Annotated in this window: 15 protein-coding genes and 1 pseudogene; 5 read left to right on the forward strand and 11 right to left on the reverse strand. The window is 47.5% G+C overall.

Features of this window, described 5'->3' with window-relative positions; all coding sequences use genetic code 11:
• The 3 genes from NZ772_02015 to NZ772_02025 form a co-directional block, all read right to left on the reverse strand.
• Positions 1-959 (reverse strand): ATP-binding protein IstB (locus NZ772_02015; GenBank protein MCS6812341.1); only part of this gene is annotated, 959 nt, incomplete at its 3' end.
• The gene (locus tag NZ772_02020) at positions 960-1,727 is read right to left on the reverse strand and encodes a hypothetical protein (protein ID MCS6812342.1); all 768 of its coding nucleotides are present in this window, start codon (positions 1,725-1,727) and stop codon (positions 960-962) included. It abuts the gene before it with no gap.
• A gap of 4 nt (positions 1,728-1,731) precedes the next feature.
• Entirely contained in the window at positions 1,732-2,067 is a 336-nt protein-coding gene (locus NZ772_02025; protein ID MCS6812343.1) for a hypothetical protein, read from the reverse strand.
• 294 nt (positions 2,068-2,361) lie between these two features.
• Between NZ772_02025 and NZ772_02030 the strand changes: the two genes are divergently transcribed.
• Both NZ772_02030 and NZ772_02035 read left to right on the forward strand, forming a co-directional pair.
• Complete coding sequence (locus NZ772_02030) at positions 2,362-2,817, forward strand: DNA phosphorothioation-associated protein 4 (GenBank protein MCS6812344.1); 456 nt, start codon at positions 2,362-2,364, stop codon at positions 2,815-2,817.
• A gap of 60 nt (positions 2,818-2,877) precedes the next feature.
• Positions 2,878-3,529 (forward strand): annotated as a pseudogene (locus NZ772_02035) (hypothetical protein).
• Positions 3,530-3,580: 51 nt separating this feature from the next.
• Here the strand turns inward: NZ772_02035 and NZ772_02040 are convergent.
• Positions 3,581-5,863, reverse strand: coding sequence for a DEAD/DEAH box helicase family protein (locus tag NZ772_02040; GenBank protein MCS6812345.1), 2,283 nt, complete (start codon positions 5,861-5,863; stop codon positions 3,581-3,583).
• Between the two features lie 28 nt (positions 5,864-5,891).
• Positions 5,892-6,128, reverse strand: a complete 237-nt coding sequence (locus tag NZ772_02045) for a helix-turn-helix domain-containing protein (protein MCS6812346.1) — start codon at positions 6,126-6,128, stop codon at positions 5,892-5,894.
• A gap of 175 nt (positions 6,129-6,303) precedes the next feature.
• Here NZ772_02045 and NZ772_02050 point away from each other — a divergent pair, with 175 nt between their 5' ends.
• The gene (locus NZ772_02050; GenBank protein MCS6812347.1) at positions 6,304-6,552 is read left to right on the forward strand and encodes a hypothetical protein; all 249 of its coding nucleotides are present in this window, start codon (positions 6,304-6,306) and stop codon (positions 6,550-6,552) included.
• Positions 6,553-6,791: 239 nt separating this feature from the next.
• Here the strand turns inward: NZ772_02050 and NZ772_02055 are convergent, their stop codons facing one another.
• The 5 genes from NZ772_02055 to NZ772_02075 all read right to left on the reverse strand — a co-directional run bounded on the left by NZ772_02055 (position 6,792) and on the right by NZ772_02075 (position 14,259).
• Positions 6,792-7,622, reverse strand: a complete 831-nt coding sequence (locus tag NZ772_02055) for an IS5 family transposase (protein ID MCS6812348.1) — start codon at positions 7,620-7,622, stop codon at positions 6,792-6,794.
• Between the two features lie 39 nt (positions 7,623-7,661).
• A complete protein-coding gene (locus NZ772_02060; protein MCS6812349.1) occupies positions 7,662-10,229 on the reverse strand; it encodes a hypothetical protein in 2,568 nt (855 codons plus the stop codon).
• Between the two features lie 144 nt (positions 10,230-10,373).
• A complete protein-coding gene (locus NZ772_02065) occupies positions 10,374-12,044 on the reverse strand; it encodes an NAD(P)/FAD-dependent oxidoreductase (GenBank protein MCS6812350.1) in 1,671 nt (556 codons plus the stop codon).
• A gap of 527 nt (positions 12,045-12,571) precedes the next feature.
• Positions 12,572-12,961: a hypothetical protein gene (locus NZ772_02070; protein MCS6812351.1), complete on the reverse strand. Its 390-nt coding sequence runs from the start codon at positions 12,959-12,961 to the stop codon at positions 12,572-12,574.
• A gap of 98 nt (positions 12,962-13,059) precedes the next feature.
• Positions 13,060-14,259, reverse strand: a complete 1,200-nt coding sequence (locus NZ772_02075) for an RNA polymerase sigma factor, RpoD/SigA family (protein MCS6812352.1) — start codon at positions 14,257-14,259, stop codon at positions 13,060-13,062.
• A gap of 791 nt (positions 14,260-15,050) precedes the next feature.
• Here NZ772_02075 and NZ772_02080 point away from each other — a divergent pair.
• A complete protein-coding gene (locus tag NZ772_02080) occupies positions 15,051-16,052 on the forward strand; it encodes a class I SAM-dependent methyltransferase (GenBank protein ID MCS6812353.1) in 1,002 nt (333 codons plus the stop codon).
• A gap of 24 nt (positions 16,053-16,076) precedes the next feature.
• On the opposite strand, the gene NZ772_02085 is transcribed toward NZ772_02080, so the two are convergent.
• Positions 16,077-16,541 carry a hypothetical protein gene (locus NZ772_02085; protein MCS6812354.1) on the reverse strand — a complete coding sequence of 155 codons (465 nt, stop codon included), beginning with the start codon at positions 16,539-16,541 and terminating at the stop codon, positions 16,077-16,079.
• Positions 16,542-17,022: 481 nt separating this feature from the next.
• Here NZ772_02085 and NZ772_02090 point away from each other — a divergent pair.
• The coding region (locus NZ772_02090) for a tetratricopeptide repeat protein (GenBank protein ID MCS6812355.1) at positions 17,023-17,471 on the forward strand (449 nt) is incomplete at its 3' end.

Raw genomic sequence — 17,471 nt, forward strand, 5'->3', positions numbered from 1 at the left:
AAAATTTCGCGTTCTTTTTGCTGAATCAGCTTCCGGAGTTGATTTAAGTCAGCCGTGATTTTTCGCTGAATGGTTGCAGACTCTGCATAGGATTGATGCAACTGGAAGAGTTGTTCTACATACCCTTGAATTTGACTCAGCGATTGTCGAGTGAATTTGCTACGATCGGCAGCTAGACTTTCCACACAGCGTTTATAAAAACGCCTGAGATAAAGTAAATCCTTGCGTCGTATGCTGCCAGAAGCAAGAATATCTCCAAATTGACGAGAATGTCTCCGAAATAACTCTACATTCGGTTGAGGAATAACTTTATCTCTCAATTTCAGGCTTCTGGCTTCTGCTTCACCAAACAACTCGATAAAGTTATCTCGCACCTTGAGGTAGCGATCGTTCGCTTGCTGAAAGGCATGTTCTGCATCCAGTGCAACTTTCAACTGATATTTATAACGCTCTATATCTCGCTGTAGATCTGCAACTTCCTGTGCTAGATTGTTAAGGCCATCCTCTTCTTTTCTAAGACGATCGTCAATAGTGTAAGCACCGACTTCAGCTTGTTTTTGCTCAATGTACTCTCGTAACTGTTTGCGTTCATCAGCACCGGAGCCAACATAAATAACTGCTTCTTCCCCTAAAAAATCTGTCAGCTTGCTCCGCACAACCTCGATCGCTGCCTTCTTTTGAGACACGAATAGCACTTTTTTGTTAAGCAATACCGCCGAGATCATGATCGCGACGATCGTAAAAGACTTCCCCGTACCCGGTGGTCCCTGAATGTAGGAAATTTCTTGCTGCCAAGCATTGTACAGGGCATCCTTTTGCCGCTCCGATAGGGTTAAGGGCAAATACTTAACTGCTCGATCAATCTGTGAGCGATCAATAACATCATGCCTAAACTCAACTGCCTGATCTTGCAAAATGCCCTTAAACAGCTTTTCTAAGGTTTGGTTTTGAAATGGCATTCAAGTCACCTCCGCGATCAGCTTCCGCAGAGCCGTGTAGGTTGACAATTGTCCTGGTAAATTTGCTACATAGAAGAATTGATGGTCATAGAACTTCAAACCTGCTTCCATAGACTTTTTTTGCAAACCGTCCAGCGCAAACCTTTCTGTTGCAGGTTCAACTGCACTCAATTCAGAAATAGAAGCTTTCAGAGTTCGGAAAACTTCATTCCCTAGTGAACTTGTCATCACCTGCCCAGGTTCACGGTCAATCAGAGTTTGCAACTTTGTTTCTATCTCTTCCAAAATGTCTAGCTTCTTCGTATCCACTCCTGCACTTTGATCCAAGAACTCATCATAGTCTTCTTCATCTAGATCATCTTGCTCAAAAAGCAGCGTGATCAAGTCATAGTTGAGGCTAGCAGCATCCAAGTCAGGAATATATTCGTATGATTTGCCAGATTCATCAGGTTCAACCTTAGCTAGACAATAAATCAAGGGTGCAGCGATGTATTTCTTAGTTTGCTTCTTCTGAAGACAACCGACTATTAAGCCATTTCCTAAAAAAAGTTGGCGATCGCTAGTCTTAGCAAGATAATTGTCAACACCCCGCAAATACTGAGCATCTTGAGTGCCGAAAGCACGGTAATAATGATGACTAGCCTTGGTTTTCCCATACAGCACATTTTCCATGCCCGTCCGCTGGCTAATCTTGCGACTCATCTCTTGCAGATACGCCAAATAGGCTTGCACAACATCACGGTTTTTCTCTGAAGGACGTGAAGGCATAGGATTAAAAATTGATCGACTCTTCCAAGCTATTTTTCAACGCCTCTAGTTTATTGGCAACCAATTGAAGCTGTTTTACTTGCATCTCGCCACTGCTATACAGGGTCTCGCAAACTTTATCGCTCGACTTGCTTTGAGCATCTAGCCATTCAGATAGTTTCTGCTCTAGGGCTTGATTCCGCTGTACAAGTCGCTCGATTTGCTTAGAAATATTCGCACTCGCATCAGCTTGCTTTTTGGTATTTGCATTCAAGCTAGTCTGGGTTTGAAACAGAAGCACAGCAAGAGTAATGGTTGAAATTGCTGATATGGCAGAAAATACTGCCAAGATGATTTCCATGCTGTTGTTTCCTCGTACACACTGATTACTGATGTAGCATAGATCGAAGCTATTGACAAATTTCATCTATGAATTAAGAGTTGGAAATCTTGGAGGTGACCCCATGACCACTACCTACCCACCCTCAAAAGCCATATCAACGCCTGTATGTGAACTAAATACGGGGTTTTGGAGGTGAGTGATGGATGTTGAACAAGCTGTATTGGAAAAACTGGGAACATTGCCGATCATTATGCTGGAGAATACTGTGTCTGTTCTGACGGAGATAACCATTGACTAAAGGGGAATAAACGGATGGCACTTAGGGTTTATATCGAGGAGGACAAGGCACCTCTCTTTAGGGCATTAAAAGCCTCTGATGGCGAAGCCGGGGTATTTCAAACCCACGGTGATATTTTGACCTTTGCAGCCGTGCTGGGCTTTAAGCGCCAACGGCGTAAAAAACTGGGTAAACGCTCCACCAAAAACCCCGATCCAGTTCTTCAAGATCAATTCCGCGATCCCCACATCATCAATCTTATCGCTGTGTTAGCTACAGGTGATCCTAAGATTCTCGCCACAAACGAAGAGTGCGATAAACAGCGCATTACCATTTTTGAAGAGTATGCCAACGGCGGGCTAGAAATTCTCCAAGATGAATTGAAGGGAGTCGTCAATTACCTAGACAAACTATTGCTGATATTAAGCCAAGAGCGAGATTCACCTAGCAGCTTGGAGGAAGAGGAATTTGACCTGACCAGTTTTCTATGAAGATTGTGCGAGTGGGATTTTGCCAACTTGGCTCTTTGATAGCTCACGTAGGGGAAGGTTATGTCCTATAAAGATTTCACGTTAGAACACATTAGCCAGATTTTTGCTATTTCTATCCGCAGCAACTTTTGCTATTTCTATCCGCAGCAACTTAGATGTGTTCTCTGCCCAGAAGCGACATGTGCAGCTTCGGGAAGATTTTGCCAACTATATTGACTACAACACAGCATTAGCATTAGCGATTAATACTGAAAAAGCTAGATCAGAGCTGATTATTGCACCGATTTTAGTCGAGTTAAGGCGGCTAACGGGCGATCGCATTAGTCTGTTTTCTGGCAGTGAGTTTAACGTGGATGCAACGCAGGGGTTGACTGGATTTTGCGACTTTCTCATCAGCCGATCTAGCCAGCAGCTTTATATTGAAGCTCCTGTCGCCATTATCGTTGAAGCCAAAAATGAAAATATTAAAGGTGGGTTGGCGCAATGTTTAGCGACTATGATTGCTGCTCGAATGTTTAATGAGCAGAAGGGGAATGACATTGAAACCATTTATGGCGCTGTCACGATCGGCAATCAATGGAAATTCATGAAACTAGACGCGGCGATCGCGTTCATCAACAATAAGGACTTCTACATCGACCAGTTATCCGATATTATGGGCATTCTGCTATCGATAGTTGAGGATAACCCCTCCCTAGTCACGGTTAGCTAATATCAAGCGCAGCGGAGATCACCACAAACTATTCTGGGGTTTTGCAGCAGGCTAAGAGAGGGATTGATAGTAAGCGGCAAGGGCTGTTTCGGCACATTGCTTGAGGCTAACCTTGTCAGCAGGGCTAAGGCGTTTCCACAGCATAGGATTGAATTTAAGTTGGGTCAATTCCTTCAGGCGTAGGACAAATTTGCGCCGCTCAAACTTCTCAAAGGGATGGGCCAGCATAATGGCTTCAATTTCCCGATCGCTCAACTCTGCAACCCTCTCCATGCGGCTGCCTGTTTTTTCTACAGCTAACCCAGCTTGTAGACGTTTTAGGTAAAAGTCTCGAAAGAAGCTAACCAACTCAGGGATGGCAACCTTGCCACTATCATCAGCCAGTTCTAGCAAGCCCAATAGCAGTACGGGCTTATAGGAATAGCGCATATCCATCTCTGTAACAAATTCGATGAATTTATCCTTAATGTTATCCTTCGTAACAGCAGTCAGCTTGAACTGCTGACGAATCTCCTCTAGACGATCTTTCCTAAAGTAGTAGTAAGTTTGGCTGCCCACTGGGATAGTATGATCTGGAATTAATCGTCCTGTTTTCACCCAGTTTTTCACGACATTATCACTAACCCCTAATTCAGCCTCCAGTTCACGAGTCTGATACATATCCTTGACTTCATCTTGCCAACGAAAGATGTCGATCGCCTCATACTTATCAACCCAGAGATGCAGCCCTAGAACCGCTGTTGGCTTTTCTCCTCTTGCATAAGTGGCTTCCTCCTCTGTCAGAAGCTCAGAGGGAGCAGCAACCAGACCTCCAGGCCGATAGCGAGGATTTTTGAACAGACGATGAGTGTTAAGCGCCTGGTTATAGCGACTAGTATTATCAATGAAGTCGAAAACAAGCAGATATTCTTTACCTGGAGCTGTACGAGTGCCCCGTCCCAATTGCTGGACATACACTACTTTACTGAGGGTTGGACGCGCCATTAACAAGACTTCTGTTTCAGGTGAGTCCCAGCCTTCATTGAGAATGTCACAGGCACAGAGGACGTGAATTTTGCCCGATCGATAGTCTGCTAAAATTTGGTCTTTTTGCTTATCGGACATCCGCCCAGAAACATGAGCGGCTGCCACATTGTTCTGCTGAAACAACTCTGCCATTCGCTCAGCATGATTCACATCAATGCAAAAGCAAACAGCTCGTTTCCCAGAAGCATGATTAATATAGGTCTCTACAATCAGGCGATCGCGATCAGGCACTTGCAACGCTTTACCGAGGTCGCTACTGCGATAATCAACCCCATTAAATCGAACCTTTGTCAAATCCACATTGGTTTTGACCCGAATACAGCGAATGGGCACTAGCAATCTCCGCTGTATGGCTTCTTCCAGTTCAAGACGATGTGCACAGTTCTGAAAAATTTCTATCAGCGATTGTCCATCGTAACGTTCTGGAGTTGCAGTTAATCCAAGAATAAACTTTGCACGAAAATGACTGATCACCTTGCGATAGGTTTCTGCGGCAGCATGGTGGCTTTCATCAATGATGATGTATCCAAATTCACGTTCATCAAACTGATCCAAGGCATTTGCAATCGCCTGAATCGTAGACAATACAACCTGTGTATCTGGCTTGCCTGTTTTCTTTTGAAAAATTGCTGTAGTTGCATCAGGCCAAAGCTCTAAAAACCGCTCCTGAGTTTGAGTAACTAACGGTTTTCGATGCGCTAAGTAGAGTGTTCTCAGTCCCAAACGGTGAGCATCAGAGATAGCAATGTGCGTCTTCCCAGTTCCCGTTGCATGAGTGAGCAGAGTAATTGTCTTCCCTTGACTGCGTAACTCTTCCAATTGCTTCAAAGCATCCACCTGGTGTTCCTTCAGGGAAATCTCGCCAGCCTCCTGCTTGGGAAGAAAACCATCAAGTGTTCCCTGTGTAATTTCTCGTTCCAGAAATAGTAGAAGCTGTTCCTGAATGCGCTCCCGCTCCGCGTCCAGTTGAACATCAGTCCAGCGATAAACCTTCCAACCCTGATAAACTAAGCTATTCTGTCGTAGTAGCTGGTCACGGTAGGCTTGAGGATTGACCATCGCACCATCAGGAGCGTGCCACACCTCGCCATCAATCTCGAAGGCATACTTACCAAGACGGGAGATGAAGGCAAAGTCAATAAACCGTCCTCTGTCATAAATATCTTTCACAGGATATTGGGGAAGCAGTAGTTGCGCCCTCTCAAACCCCAGCACTTCCTGAAAAATTTCGACAAACAAATCTTCGCTGGAACTGCTTTCCATCGATCGCTCTTGATTGACAGGTGAAGGAGATGCAGGAAGACTCATATTGGCAGTGAATAAAGTCTATTGTTTATCATTCCCTTTCTGAACTAAAGTCATCAGGCAATTCCTTAAGCGTCACCCCCAAAGCGTCACAAAGAGCTTTCATTTGAGGAACAGTCAGACTAGCCGCACCAATTCCCCGTTCCCAATTGCTAATTGTTTTGCTGCTGACACCAATCAGTCGTGATAACCCCTCCTGAGATAAGCCGACTCGCTCTCTTAGCTCTCTCAAAGTTGGTTGCTGCTCTGGACTGGGTGAGATTTGCATTCCTGGACGTTTCCTCTAATCGCTTGACAATCAGAATGATTTTCTAGAAAATTATTCTTGTAAGGCTTTTGAGTGGGACGCAACTGTGCGTTCCAACAGACGCTATTTTTCCAGTAGGCACTATTGCTAGTGTCTCATCCGGTTTTGCCTCTATTCAAGCATTTCAACAGATCTTATGAGTTATCTTAATGTCTGGGCAGTGGTGCGTCTACTGCCCAGTATGCAGCGTGTTGTAATCAGCCGTTTTCGTCGCCGGGGTGATGCAGAGAAGTATGCATTAATTTTGCGGCGATCCTTTCAGAATGCTAATTTCGTGATCGTGTTTGACCCGCCATCCAGTGAGCTAAAATTAGCCGTCCATTCCAAAAAACTGGAAAAATTTGGCACGTCTTCGTCATCAGCCAAAATAGAGCCAAGAGACTGAATCCGTGGTTGGTTGGGTATTTTACGTCGTTTTCGTAGGCTTTCTCCAGTAATTCGTCTGGGATCTTCTAACAACGAAACACCCAGTAAGAGACTTCATCCCCTTCTTTTATCGGTGGTTTTGTGTCTGAAAGATAGGGTTTTGCTATTGCTGCTCAGTTGGGCCACATCTATCCAAGAAACTCAACTGCTGCCGCAACTGGTCTTTTTAATTCCTAAGAGACTGTTTGTAAATGACTATTAAGCAGTTTTTGCATTCCATGTTCGACGATTCTTTGTTAATCTCCGCAGCATTAACCGAATCATGACGACATAAATCATTCCCTCGTGATTTTCAGGCAACCGTTCATAGTCCCGCATGAGGATACGAGCATTTTCTAGCCAACTCCAAATCCGTTCGACAATCCAACGTTTCGTTTCGACTTGAAAGCCTTTCGCGTCCGATGCTCGTTGACTCAACTCGACTTCAACCAATCGCTGCTGCTGACCAAAAAAGTGCTGAATCAATGCCCCCAAATCCCCTCGGTATCCTTGGTCTGCCAGGACTTTGGTAATCCGCCCAAACATCTCTAACACCCAGACCAAAACGGCAGGGGCCGCCTTCACATCCGGGGTGTTGGCAGCAGTGACATAACACCCTAACACGAGTCCCACTACATCCACCACGATATGGCGTTTACGTCCTTTCACTTTCTTGTTGCCATCTACACCCTGTTCCTCTCCGCCTCGTTGTCCAAGTTTGACGGACTGGCTATCGATGATCGTTAAACTCGGTTCTTTCTCTCGTCCTTCACTGACCCGAACTTGTTGCACCAAAACTGAATTGATCTGTTCCCAGATCCCGAGCCGGATCCACAGACGATAGTAGCCATAGACCGTTTGCCAGGCCGGAAATTCCCTGGGTAAGGCACGCCATTTGACCCCGTTATCCGCTCGATAGAAGATGGCATTGAGTACCTCTCGCAAATCCACTTCTCGCGGCTTGCCAACGGGCTTCTCACCGGGTAGCAGGGGGGCAATCACTTGCCATTCCTGGTCTGTAAGGTCTGTGTCATAGTAGGGCTGACTCATAAGCGAACGCTTCGTTGGATCGGTTTTCTTTGATATCCCTCATCCCCTGACTAAAGTGTCACCCGCTTCATATATGTTTACAAACAGTCTCTTAACCAACAGTTCAAACTGCTCTGGGCTGAGGAAGGGCAGAAATGAGCCATCTTTGTAGAAACTGACGTTATCCGCATGGTAGATTAACACAGCCACAAGCAACAGCGGGATGACTCCAGCTTTGACCCCATAGGGGCGATCGCTGAGGAGGTGATACAGATCCGCTAAGGATCGCTGCTTTTCTCGGGCAGAGATACAAAACTGCTCGATCGCCTGCCAAACTGTCCACACACCAGAGTCTTTTGCTGGGGGATAAAATCCCCACCTCCCTTGCTCTTGACGATGGATCTGAGTAGCTGCCAATACAGACACATACATGGCCACCTCTGGGCCGTAGCCGCTTAACCCTAAACGCTCTTGGTCAGCCCGCGCTAGCATGGCTTCAATCAGTTCTCGCCGGGCCTTAGCTCCCTGGGTTGTCAGTTCTCGGAGATTGATTAATTCGTTGTCGAGTATTAACCCTTGGCTGTAGGTGCGATCGCACAGGTCTGATAGGGTCGATTGCAGCATACGGACTGTTGCGATCGACTGCACCTTACCCTCAACCCAGTACTGACATTGCTGCCCTGGGCTAAAGGCTTGGGCAACCGTCTCATCCAATAGGCGATTGGCCTCCCCCCAGCGGTGCCTGACTTCCCGGCGGGCAACTTTATCGTGCTGAAGCTCAGGGACGGTTTGCAGGATGCGTTGCAGGGCATAGAGGGCTTGAGCACGCATCTGCAATATCTCTAGTTGGTTAGTCTGCACCACGACTAAAGGCTTACCATCTTGGGTATAGCTAGGGACTGTCTCTGGTTTAGACCGATCTAGCCAGTAGACTATCAGCCCATCAAAACTATGATGACTACAGGTCAGGTTAGTTAACTCTGTGCGACTATCTAGATAGCGTTGCTCAAAATAACGCAGAGTTCCTGTGGTGGTGTAGTGGCGTTGGGCTACCACAGGCTTGAGGGGATGGGTCGTTACCAACAAGTCTGCCAAGGGAATGGTCTCTCGCTCTAGGGTGTCTGTGATCGCCGCCTCAATATCAACATCCGATCCTTGCCACAGGCGCAGTTCATCTAGGGGCTGCCGATGGGTGATGATCCCCCGGTTACACAAATCTTGAATGATGTGGTGCCAATGCTCAACTTGGGGAGTCTGATCAGGGCGATCGCACAGAGCCAAGGCTACAAGGTGTGGAGTAGCTCGCAGTTGGCCGTTAGTCGTGACTAGGTTCAAGACCCCGATCGTCTTCAGCACCTTCACCACATCGGGATCATAGTCTTCAGCATCTTGGATCAGCCCCCGAATTTCTACCCAGCGTTGGAGATTAACACGGGAAGCTAGCCCTGCTATGGATTCCACAAAGTAGTCATACACCTGGTGGAGTTGTAGGGTAGGGAGCGTATCTCTGGTCAAGGTAGCCGTCCGTAAAAATTCCCACAACCCGTAAGGTTCCGAGCTAGTTAAAAAGGTGAATAGAGAGCGATCGTTCTGACCATAGCGAGTACAGAGTAGGGGTAACACTAGGGCTGACAGCGGGTGTAGAGGATAGGTAGCTGCTAAGAGCGTAGGGGAAAGATCATAACCTGCAAGCATTGGGGTTAACACCGCGGCCCAATGAGCTGCCTGTTCTGCGATAGCCGTTTGCTGCTCTAGGGGGGCTAGGCAATCAATGGCCTGCCCTATGAGCCGCATCATTTGGCTAGGCGATTCGGTCAGCAAGATGTCTTCAAACCGTCCCTGAATCTTGTTCCACTGGCTTTGTTCTAGGGATGTGAGTCGATCGCTGTAGCCTGCAAAGGATTGGTGCAAAATTCCCAAAAAGTACACTGACTGCTCATCATCAGCACTTAGCTCAGCAATCTGTTGCAGCAGGTATAGGTCACTCACACCTTGGTGGTGGCAGGCAAATTCTAGGTTTTTCCCCAGTTCATCAACTACCAACAGCAAGCTAGTATTTGCTGCTCTGCTGAATGCCTTCAGAACCCTCAACACATCCCCATCGGTCAGACTAGCATGACCCGTTTCTAGTTCTACCTGCCAATCAATCAGTTCTCTCTTTAGCTCAGGACACTGTTCATCTGCCCAAAAAGATGCAGCACCGTTGATCAGAGCACGAGCAATTGTCCAGCATAGGGGTTCTTGTCGTCCTGTAGCCACCGCTCGCACCAACCCTTGAGGGGGCAACTGGTTCACCAAAGCTGACCAGTCATCGCTAGCAAATGATGCCTGGGCGATCGCCGCCTGGTAGATCTTGCTGGTTTTGGGTGCACAAAGAGCAGCTAGGTAGTGAGCAAAAGCTGATTTTCCCGTTCCATACACACCTGTGATTGTCCAAGCCCGATGAGCACGAGGCTGGGCGATCGCCGACAAAATGCGTCGCAGAGCATCACCAGAGCGTTCCGTTAAAACATAGCCCTCTGCTGCCCCAGAATCATCCAAATCTCGTTCTAGGTTGACAGAGCGAGCATAGCGCCGATGGGGTCTAAAGTAAGTCGATAGTTTGGGATCAGCGGATTGGTGAGCCATTACGGTGCAACATTTTCTCTCTCAGTTGTACCATAACCATAACTCACTGCTAAGGCATTTTAACGATTCAGGCCCGACCTTCACGCCCCTAGAGGCCAAATATAACCCTAGGGGTAGTATTGTCGTTGGTGCGATCGTCAGAAATCAGGCTGGCTGTGGTGTGCGATCAAGCAGGGGGCTTTGGTAACGGCGACGCTCTGCACTGGCAAACACCTGAGGCACCGATAAGCCATCGGGCAAATTTCCTAGGGTGATTAGGCCACCCATCATGGCTCCAGCGATGCCTAGCATACACACATCTGCCCCTGTGAGGTAAAGTCCTGGCAGGGGAGTTTTGGGATGAGTCCAGGCTAGGTTTTGGGGGCGGAAGCGCTCGGCTACAAACGGCAGACCATAGACAGCACCATTAGGATGGGCGGTGAAATGTTCATTGGTCAGAGGTGTCGAGAGTTCGGCATAGTCCACCAAGTTGGCAAAGCCAGGGTAATGGCGATCGACGACCGCAATCAAACGTTCAGTAATGGATTGCTTGAGTTGCTGGTAGTCTTGGTCTCGCTGTCGCCAAGGCTGCGATCGCCAAGGAGCAAAATTGCTATAGTCCACCCAGGCTAGGATTTCCGCGGTATGGGCTTTTGCTTGGGCATCCTTTAACGAGGGAAAGGACAGATACACCTGGGGAGGTTGATCTGTTGGTACCCACTGTCCCCGCTGGTGGTAGGTTTGGTTGTGGTCAAGGCTAGCATAGAGCCAGTGATTTTCTCCTTGGAAGCCTAGACTACGCGGATCTTGAGACAAACCGAGATAGAGGCCCACATGGGTAGTAGCAGGCTGGCGCTGACAGAATGCCTCTAGGTCTTGACGGAAAGGAATGGGATAATCCGCAGGAATGAGTTTTTGATAGGTGTTGACTACCCCTGCATTGGAAATGATGACGGGGGCGTAATAGCGTTCTGTGACTCCATCGGCTTTACCCTGCGATCGCCGGACTTCTACCCCCACAGCTCGCCCGTTTTCAATAATTACCCGTTGCACCTCTCGGTTGACCAAGAGTTGTCCCCCCTTGCGTTCAACAATCCCCTGAATAGCAGCGGCGATCGTCCCCCCACCCCCAACCGGATAATACCCGCCATCCAAGTAATGGCTGACAATCATGCTGTGCAGGGCAAAGGGGCTAAGACTAGGAGGCAAGCCATAATCTCCCCATTGAGAGGCCAGCAGGGCCTTGAGGGCTGGACTTTGAAAGTGGCGGTCTAGGTACTCCTGGGTAGTCATTTCCAACCGGGGCGGATTGAACAGGTTATACAACCAGCCCACCACTTGCATTAGCCGTGACCCACTGCGACGCATGGAAAAGAGGCCATAGGCGGCAGCCGTATTGGTGATAGCTTTGAAATAACGACGAATGGCCTTAGCTTCTTGGGGAAAGCGCTGAATCAAGGCATCCTGGTATTGCTGTTTGTTACTGGGTACCTGGAATTGCAGGCCAGGATAGACAAACTGTTCAAAGTAGTGGGGCATTTTTTGCCACTGTACCTGCCCCGCTGTCAGTAGGTCGAATAGCTTGCGGAGAAATTCTCCGTCACCCATGTTGCCTACGTAGTGAATTCCCACATCCCAGTGGAATTTGCCCCGTTTGAAGTCGTGGGTGAAGCCTCCAGCCTGAAAGTGGCGCTCTAGCAACAGCACGCGCTTGCCCTTGAGTTGAGCCATCAAGCTGGCAACGGTAAGGGCACCCATGCCAGAACCAATCAAGATGAGGTCGTAGTGGTAGTCAGTGGAACCTTGGGCAGGGGGAGACGTGAGTTGGGTAGTCATTGGTGTTGTCCTCCGGTAATGAAATCTAGGTCGCACAAACCGCCTTTGAGCCGAGAAATGCTCGCATCCAGCACTGTTGACTCTGTGTTGACTCTGCAAGCCTAGGATCAGCAATCGCTATACACAACTAGAGAATTATTCACTTAGTTGCATATTAATAATCTATATTCACTTAGTTGCATATGTCAAGCCTCGATCGACATTCCCCATATCGACATTCCCATCCCATAATCAACATTTAGACAGATGAAAATCCCTCTACCAAGGTTGATAGAGAGGTCTAAGCACTGGTTTTTATTGAGTAAACGTTTCTAAGCCAGGTGAACTGGGGGCATTGTCGAGTAGAAGTATGATCCTCATGCCTAAACTTCTTGCAGTTCTCACCTAGCCCTCTCCTTAGGGAGAAGGAATGAGGACTCTGCCTCCTTTTTCCTAGGGAGAAGGAGCCTGGGGATGTAGCTTACTTCCCGCAGGGTGGGCAAGCTATTTCAGAACTGTCCGAACTATTGGAAGCAACTAGTACCCAATTAATCTAATTTGCCGAAATAGCGCTTTGTTTCTGGCTTTAACCAAAAAATCAGCAGGATGACTGAAAATGGCAAGAAGCAAGCACTAGTCATACCTAGACCAATGATCACTAGGTCATAAACCCAAACCCAAGGGCGTGGTCTTAAAAAGAACGGTAGTGCACAAACCACTAGGAATAAGCCTCCTAGTAAGGCAAATATTGCTCCATAGATGTAGACGGCAGTTGCTGGCAGGTCAGGGTCATTGAAGGGGATAAACCTAGGTGCTGCCAGAAGTGCTACGCCGATCGCGACCATCACAGCGTAAATAAAACACAATAAACCAGCGTAAACCTTAAACCATATGACAACGCCGGGGGGCTGCCCTGGTGAGAATTGATAGTCCATCATGGGTTTGAGAGCCTAGCTAACGGGGTGGCTAGCGAGTTAGCGAATAACTATGGAGTTGCATAATGATAAAAACTTCTTGCTTACTATAGCTTTCCACGTTACTTCAGCCAACTCCGTAATCGAGCAGCAACTTGAGGACGACGCAACTTGCGCATCGCCTTGGTTTGAATCTGGCGCACCCGTTCTCGTGACAGGTTAAACTGATGCCCAACTTCTTCTAGGGTGTGGGTTTCACCAGTAGTAATGCCATAGCGCAGGCAAATTACTTCCCGCTCACGCTCAGTCAAGACATTCTCCAGCACGGCAGTCACCTCTTGGCAGAGCATCCGTTCCCCAATTTGGACATCCGGTGGGCGAGTGTTGCTATCCTCTAGCAGATCCATTAGCTCGGTATCTTCCCCTTTACCAACACGATGGTTCAGCGAAAGAGACCGACGCCGCACCTGCTGCAATTCAGTTAACTGTTTACGCGACAGTCCCATATACGCTGCTAGCTCTTCATCGGTAGGGTTCCGGTGCAAGTCACGTTTTAGCTCTCGATGGGCTTTCTTGAGCTTGTTGAGTTTTTCGACAATGTGCACGGGCAAGCGAATGGTGCGGGCATCGTTGGCGATCGTTCGCGTAATGCCTTGGCGAATCCACCAGTAGGCATAGGTGGAAAATTTATAGCCTTTGTCTGGATCAAACTTTTCTGTGGCCCGGTTCAAGCCCAAGGCTCCTTCCTGGATCAAGTCTAAGAAGGGAACTCCACGGTTAATGTATCGCTTGGCGATGGATACCACTAATCGCAAATTGGAGCGAATCATTTTCCGCTTGGCTACTTGGCTTTGGTGTAGCTTCACATCTAGTTGCCGCTCAGACATGCCCAACCGAGCTGCAATTTCTCGCCGTGAGGGAAGTCGTCCTAGCTCATCCTTTAGCTGGTCACGCGCTTTTTCCAGCAGCACAAAAAATTTGACTCGTTTTGCCAGCTCTATTTCTTCGTCTGGCTTAAGGAGGGGATACCGAGCCATCTCTTTGAAGAAGGCACCGATCGCATCATCGGAAATAATTTTGCGATATCCAGGAATTCGTTCACTACCATCCTCGTGATCTAAGGTAGTTAGACTATCGTCATCGTCAAGCTCACGTCTACGAATTTGAGCAAACTCAATTAGCTCGTTAGAAAGCTCGGCAACAACCTCTTGAATTGAAGCAAGGTCTTGGTCAAGTCCATCTACTTCAGAGGACAAAAAGTCAGGTTCAAGCAGTGGTGGATTAGTGTGATCTGTCCTAGCGAGAGTCATAGTAGAAGTCATAGAGATTGCTTTGGTGTTTTACGAGAACAACAGCTATATTCATCGGAATTCATCGGAATACTTTGAACTATCATCCAGAAAATTAAACCAAGCCAAGGCATTTTATGTCTAGATTTCAAGGGAAACTGTGGGCAGACATTAGCTAGCCGAGAAAATTTACGTTTTACACAGGTGTTTTACACAAGAGACTTAAACCGATGGAATTAGCTGGTTGAGATGCCCATATCTTTACCTTAATATCAAGTAAAAAGCAACTATTCAGCAAGGTATTTGCCCATTTATTTAGAATCTTTAACCTAATTCTTTTCCACATATTTCTCACAGCCAATTCACATGTTTTTCCACAGACTTTTCCACAAAATTATCCACAGAAAGATGTGTTTTCCCCCATGTTTTTCCACAAGCTTTTCCACAGGTTTTTCCACAATATTATCCACAAATTTATACACAAGCTTTTCCACAGGTTTTTCCACAGACCAAGCAACTGTATAGATAGATCCATTGCCTATAAGCCAAAATGCTGGCTGAGAGAAGGGTTGTACAAAGTTACTTATTCATTAAACCTAACACTATTGCTGTGGAATTTATGAACTACTCTAGGAACAGTGAGAGAGTAGGTCACCTTTGCAGGCCCTCATCCCCCTAACCCCTCTCTCGACTCCTTGGCCCCCCGCAAACAGGGGGTAGGGAGAAAGGTAAAGGCAACAGTGATATGCACCCAACAGGGGGGCTATGTCACCTTGGGGAGATGGCACAATAAAGTCCTAGCCTGTACTATTGCGGGAAACGTTGTGAAGAAAGCGATCGTCAAATTGTTGATGGCACCTGCTATCCGGGCCATGTATGATCGGCAAGGTGGGGTTAAGCATCTCACCCTAACGACTGCCTTAGAGAAAATTGACCGCTTGTTTAGCTGCGATCGGATACTCAGGGAGGCTCACCAAGATTTCACAGTGGTCTACTACACCCAAAGCGAATGGGGGTATCGCCTTATTCATTCTCCTGAAGGGGCTATTCACATGGCCTTGAACGTTGATGGCATGTTTCACCCAGATGGCTACTATGCCCATGCACGGCTAGTTGCCCAGCAGATTGAGGCCATTGGCGCTAATCATGTCCTAGAAATTGGTTGCGGCAAAGGATTTAATACCTATTTTTTAGCCACACGCTACCCAACCGTGACCTTCACAGGCATTGACTTAACCCCCTTACACATTCGCTCGGCCTCTCGGCAAGCCGCTCACTGTCAAAACGTCGTGTTTAGAATCAGAGATTTCAACTATCTCGATGTACCAGATCAGTCTGTTGACCTTGTATTTGGGGTGGAGTGCCTGTGCCACAGTCGGCAACCTAAGCAGTCGTTAGCAGAACTGTTCCGGATTCTGCGTCCTGGTGGCCGGTTGATTGTGTTTGATGGGTATCGCCGAGCGCCCCTTGACCGGTATACACTGCCAATGCAAACGGCTACGGTGTTGACTGAAGTGAGTATGGCTGTGCAGGATGGTTTTGTAGAGCGCGATCGCTGGGATGAGCTAGCTCGATCAATTGGCTTTCTAATTCATACCTGCGATGATTTGACAACTGCAATTCAACCTACCATCAATCGGCTGCAAGCTATATCCTCTCTGTTTTTCCAGATGCCTGGCCGAGCTAGAATTCTAGCATTTCTGTTGCCCAAATACCTGGTACGGAATGCGATCGCGGGTTTGCTGATGCCGTTTGTGTTTACCAGTGATCCTACAGTTGGCTCGCTGGGGTACTACCAATGGATTTTGCAACGCCCTGATCAGTAGCGCCTACGCCTGTGTAAACCTCTATCACAGGACTTTGTGGGTATATTCATGTTGTTTAACGTTATCTTCGGTGCGGACAATGCGCTGGGAGTTCAACACCCGCTTGCGCTCCAGGGAATAGTTAAAGCCTTGATAAGCAGTACCCAGCATAATCATCGACTGGGCAGCAGGGCGGGCTTTATAGGTGCGGGCAGCAGCGATCGCTCGGCTAACAAAGTCATCACAGAACTGAGCCTCTGGGGGAAACTCTGGTAGCGATCGGGGCATGGCATCAATGACCACAGACCCCAAGGTTGTTGCCCAAGCCAGTTGATAGGAGGTAGGAATACCCTTCATCAAAGCCTCTAGCGCGGCTGAGGGAATGGGTTCTAGTAACGTCACCTCACACACATCACCATCTCGTTTGACAAAGCAAGTAGCGAGACCAACCACCACATAGTCGTCAGGTAGCAGATCGGGGGCTTGGGGATACGGAAGTGTAATCGTCATAAAACATCCGGACAGAGAAAAAAACAGAGTGAAGAATGCAGATAATGGCCAGCCACTAAGGCAAATGGCATTGTCCTATGGCCGATGAGTGGTACTATAAACTGCAATGTTCAGTGTCGCATGTCAACGTTGCATTTTCTGAAACCGCTCATCAAAACGTTATAGTCCACCCTACACTGAGAAAACAATTTTTCTGAGTGGTTCAGTTTTCTAAGGGTTAGATAGTGAAGCAGGCTCGTTGCCAGTTCACAAGTTGCTTAAGACACCTAGCTAACTGCCACAGTTGACGATCTAGCCATAGCTACTTTGTCTAATGATAACTATTGATAACTATGAAGATTGTGAAGACAGTCTAAGCTGCATGTACGTAATCCCTCGCTGTTGGACTGATGTATTTGTTCAGTACAGTACCAGTTAGTTCCACTTCCACAAACACACTTGTGACTTATCAAATTTTTCACCATTGCTGTGAGCATTACACATGAGCACTACTGCGTTTCCTCATGATTGTCAAGATATTATGAAGTGTAGTCATCTTCGGTCTGAGCATCAATCGTCAACCCAATCAGTAGCACCAGTTACTAACCATGAGTCATCAGCTTTGGGCTATGGCTGCATTCCCTTAACCCAGATTGACCAACGATCGCTACAGCGACAGGCCAAGCTTGCTGCCCAACGAGGTAACTATGATCACGCCATTGCTCTGTTAGATGTGCTGATTACCTTGGATGCAGGCAATGCTAGCTATTACAGTAACCGGGGCTTGCTTCGGTTTCAAGCAGGATATTTGGAGGCGGCAATTCAGGACTATAACATGGCTCTTCAGCTTAACCCTAGGCTAGCCAGTGCCTACAATAACCGTGGAAATTACTACGCTGCTCAGGGTCAACGCGAGAAGGCCATTCAAGACTATGATCGAGCGATTGACTT

This window comes from Cyanobacteriota bacterium, from assembly GCA_025054735.1.
In the GTDB taxonomy this organism is placed as follows: domain Bacteria; phylum Cyanobacteriota; class Cyanobacteriia; order SKYG9; family SKYG9; genus SKYG9.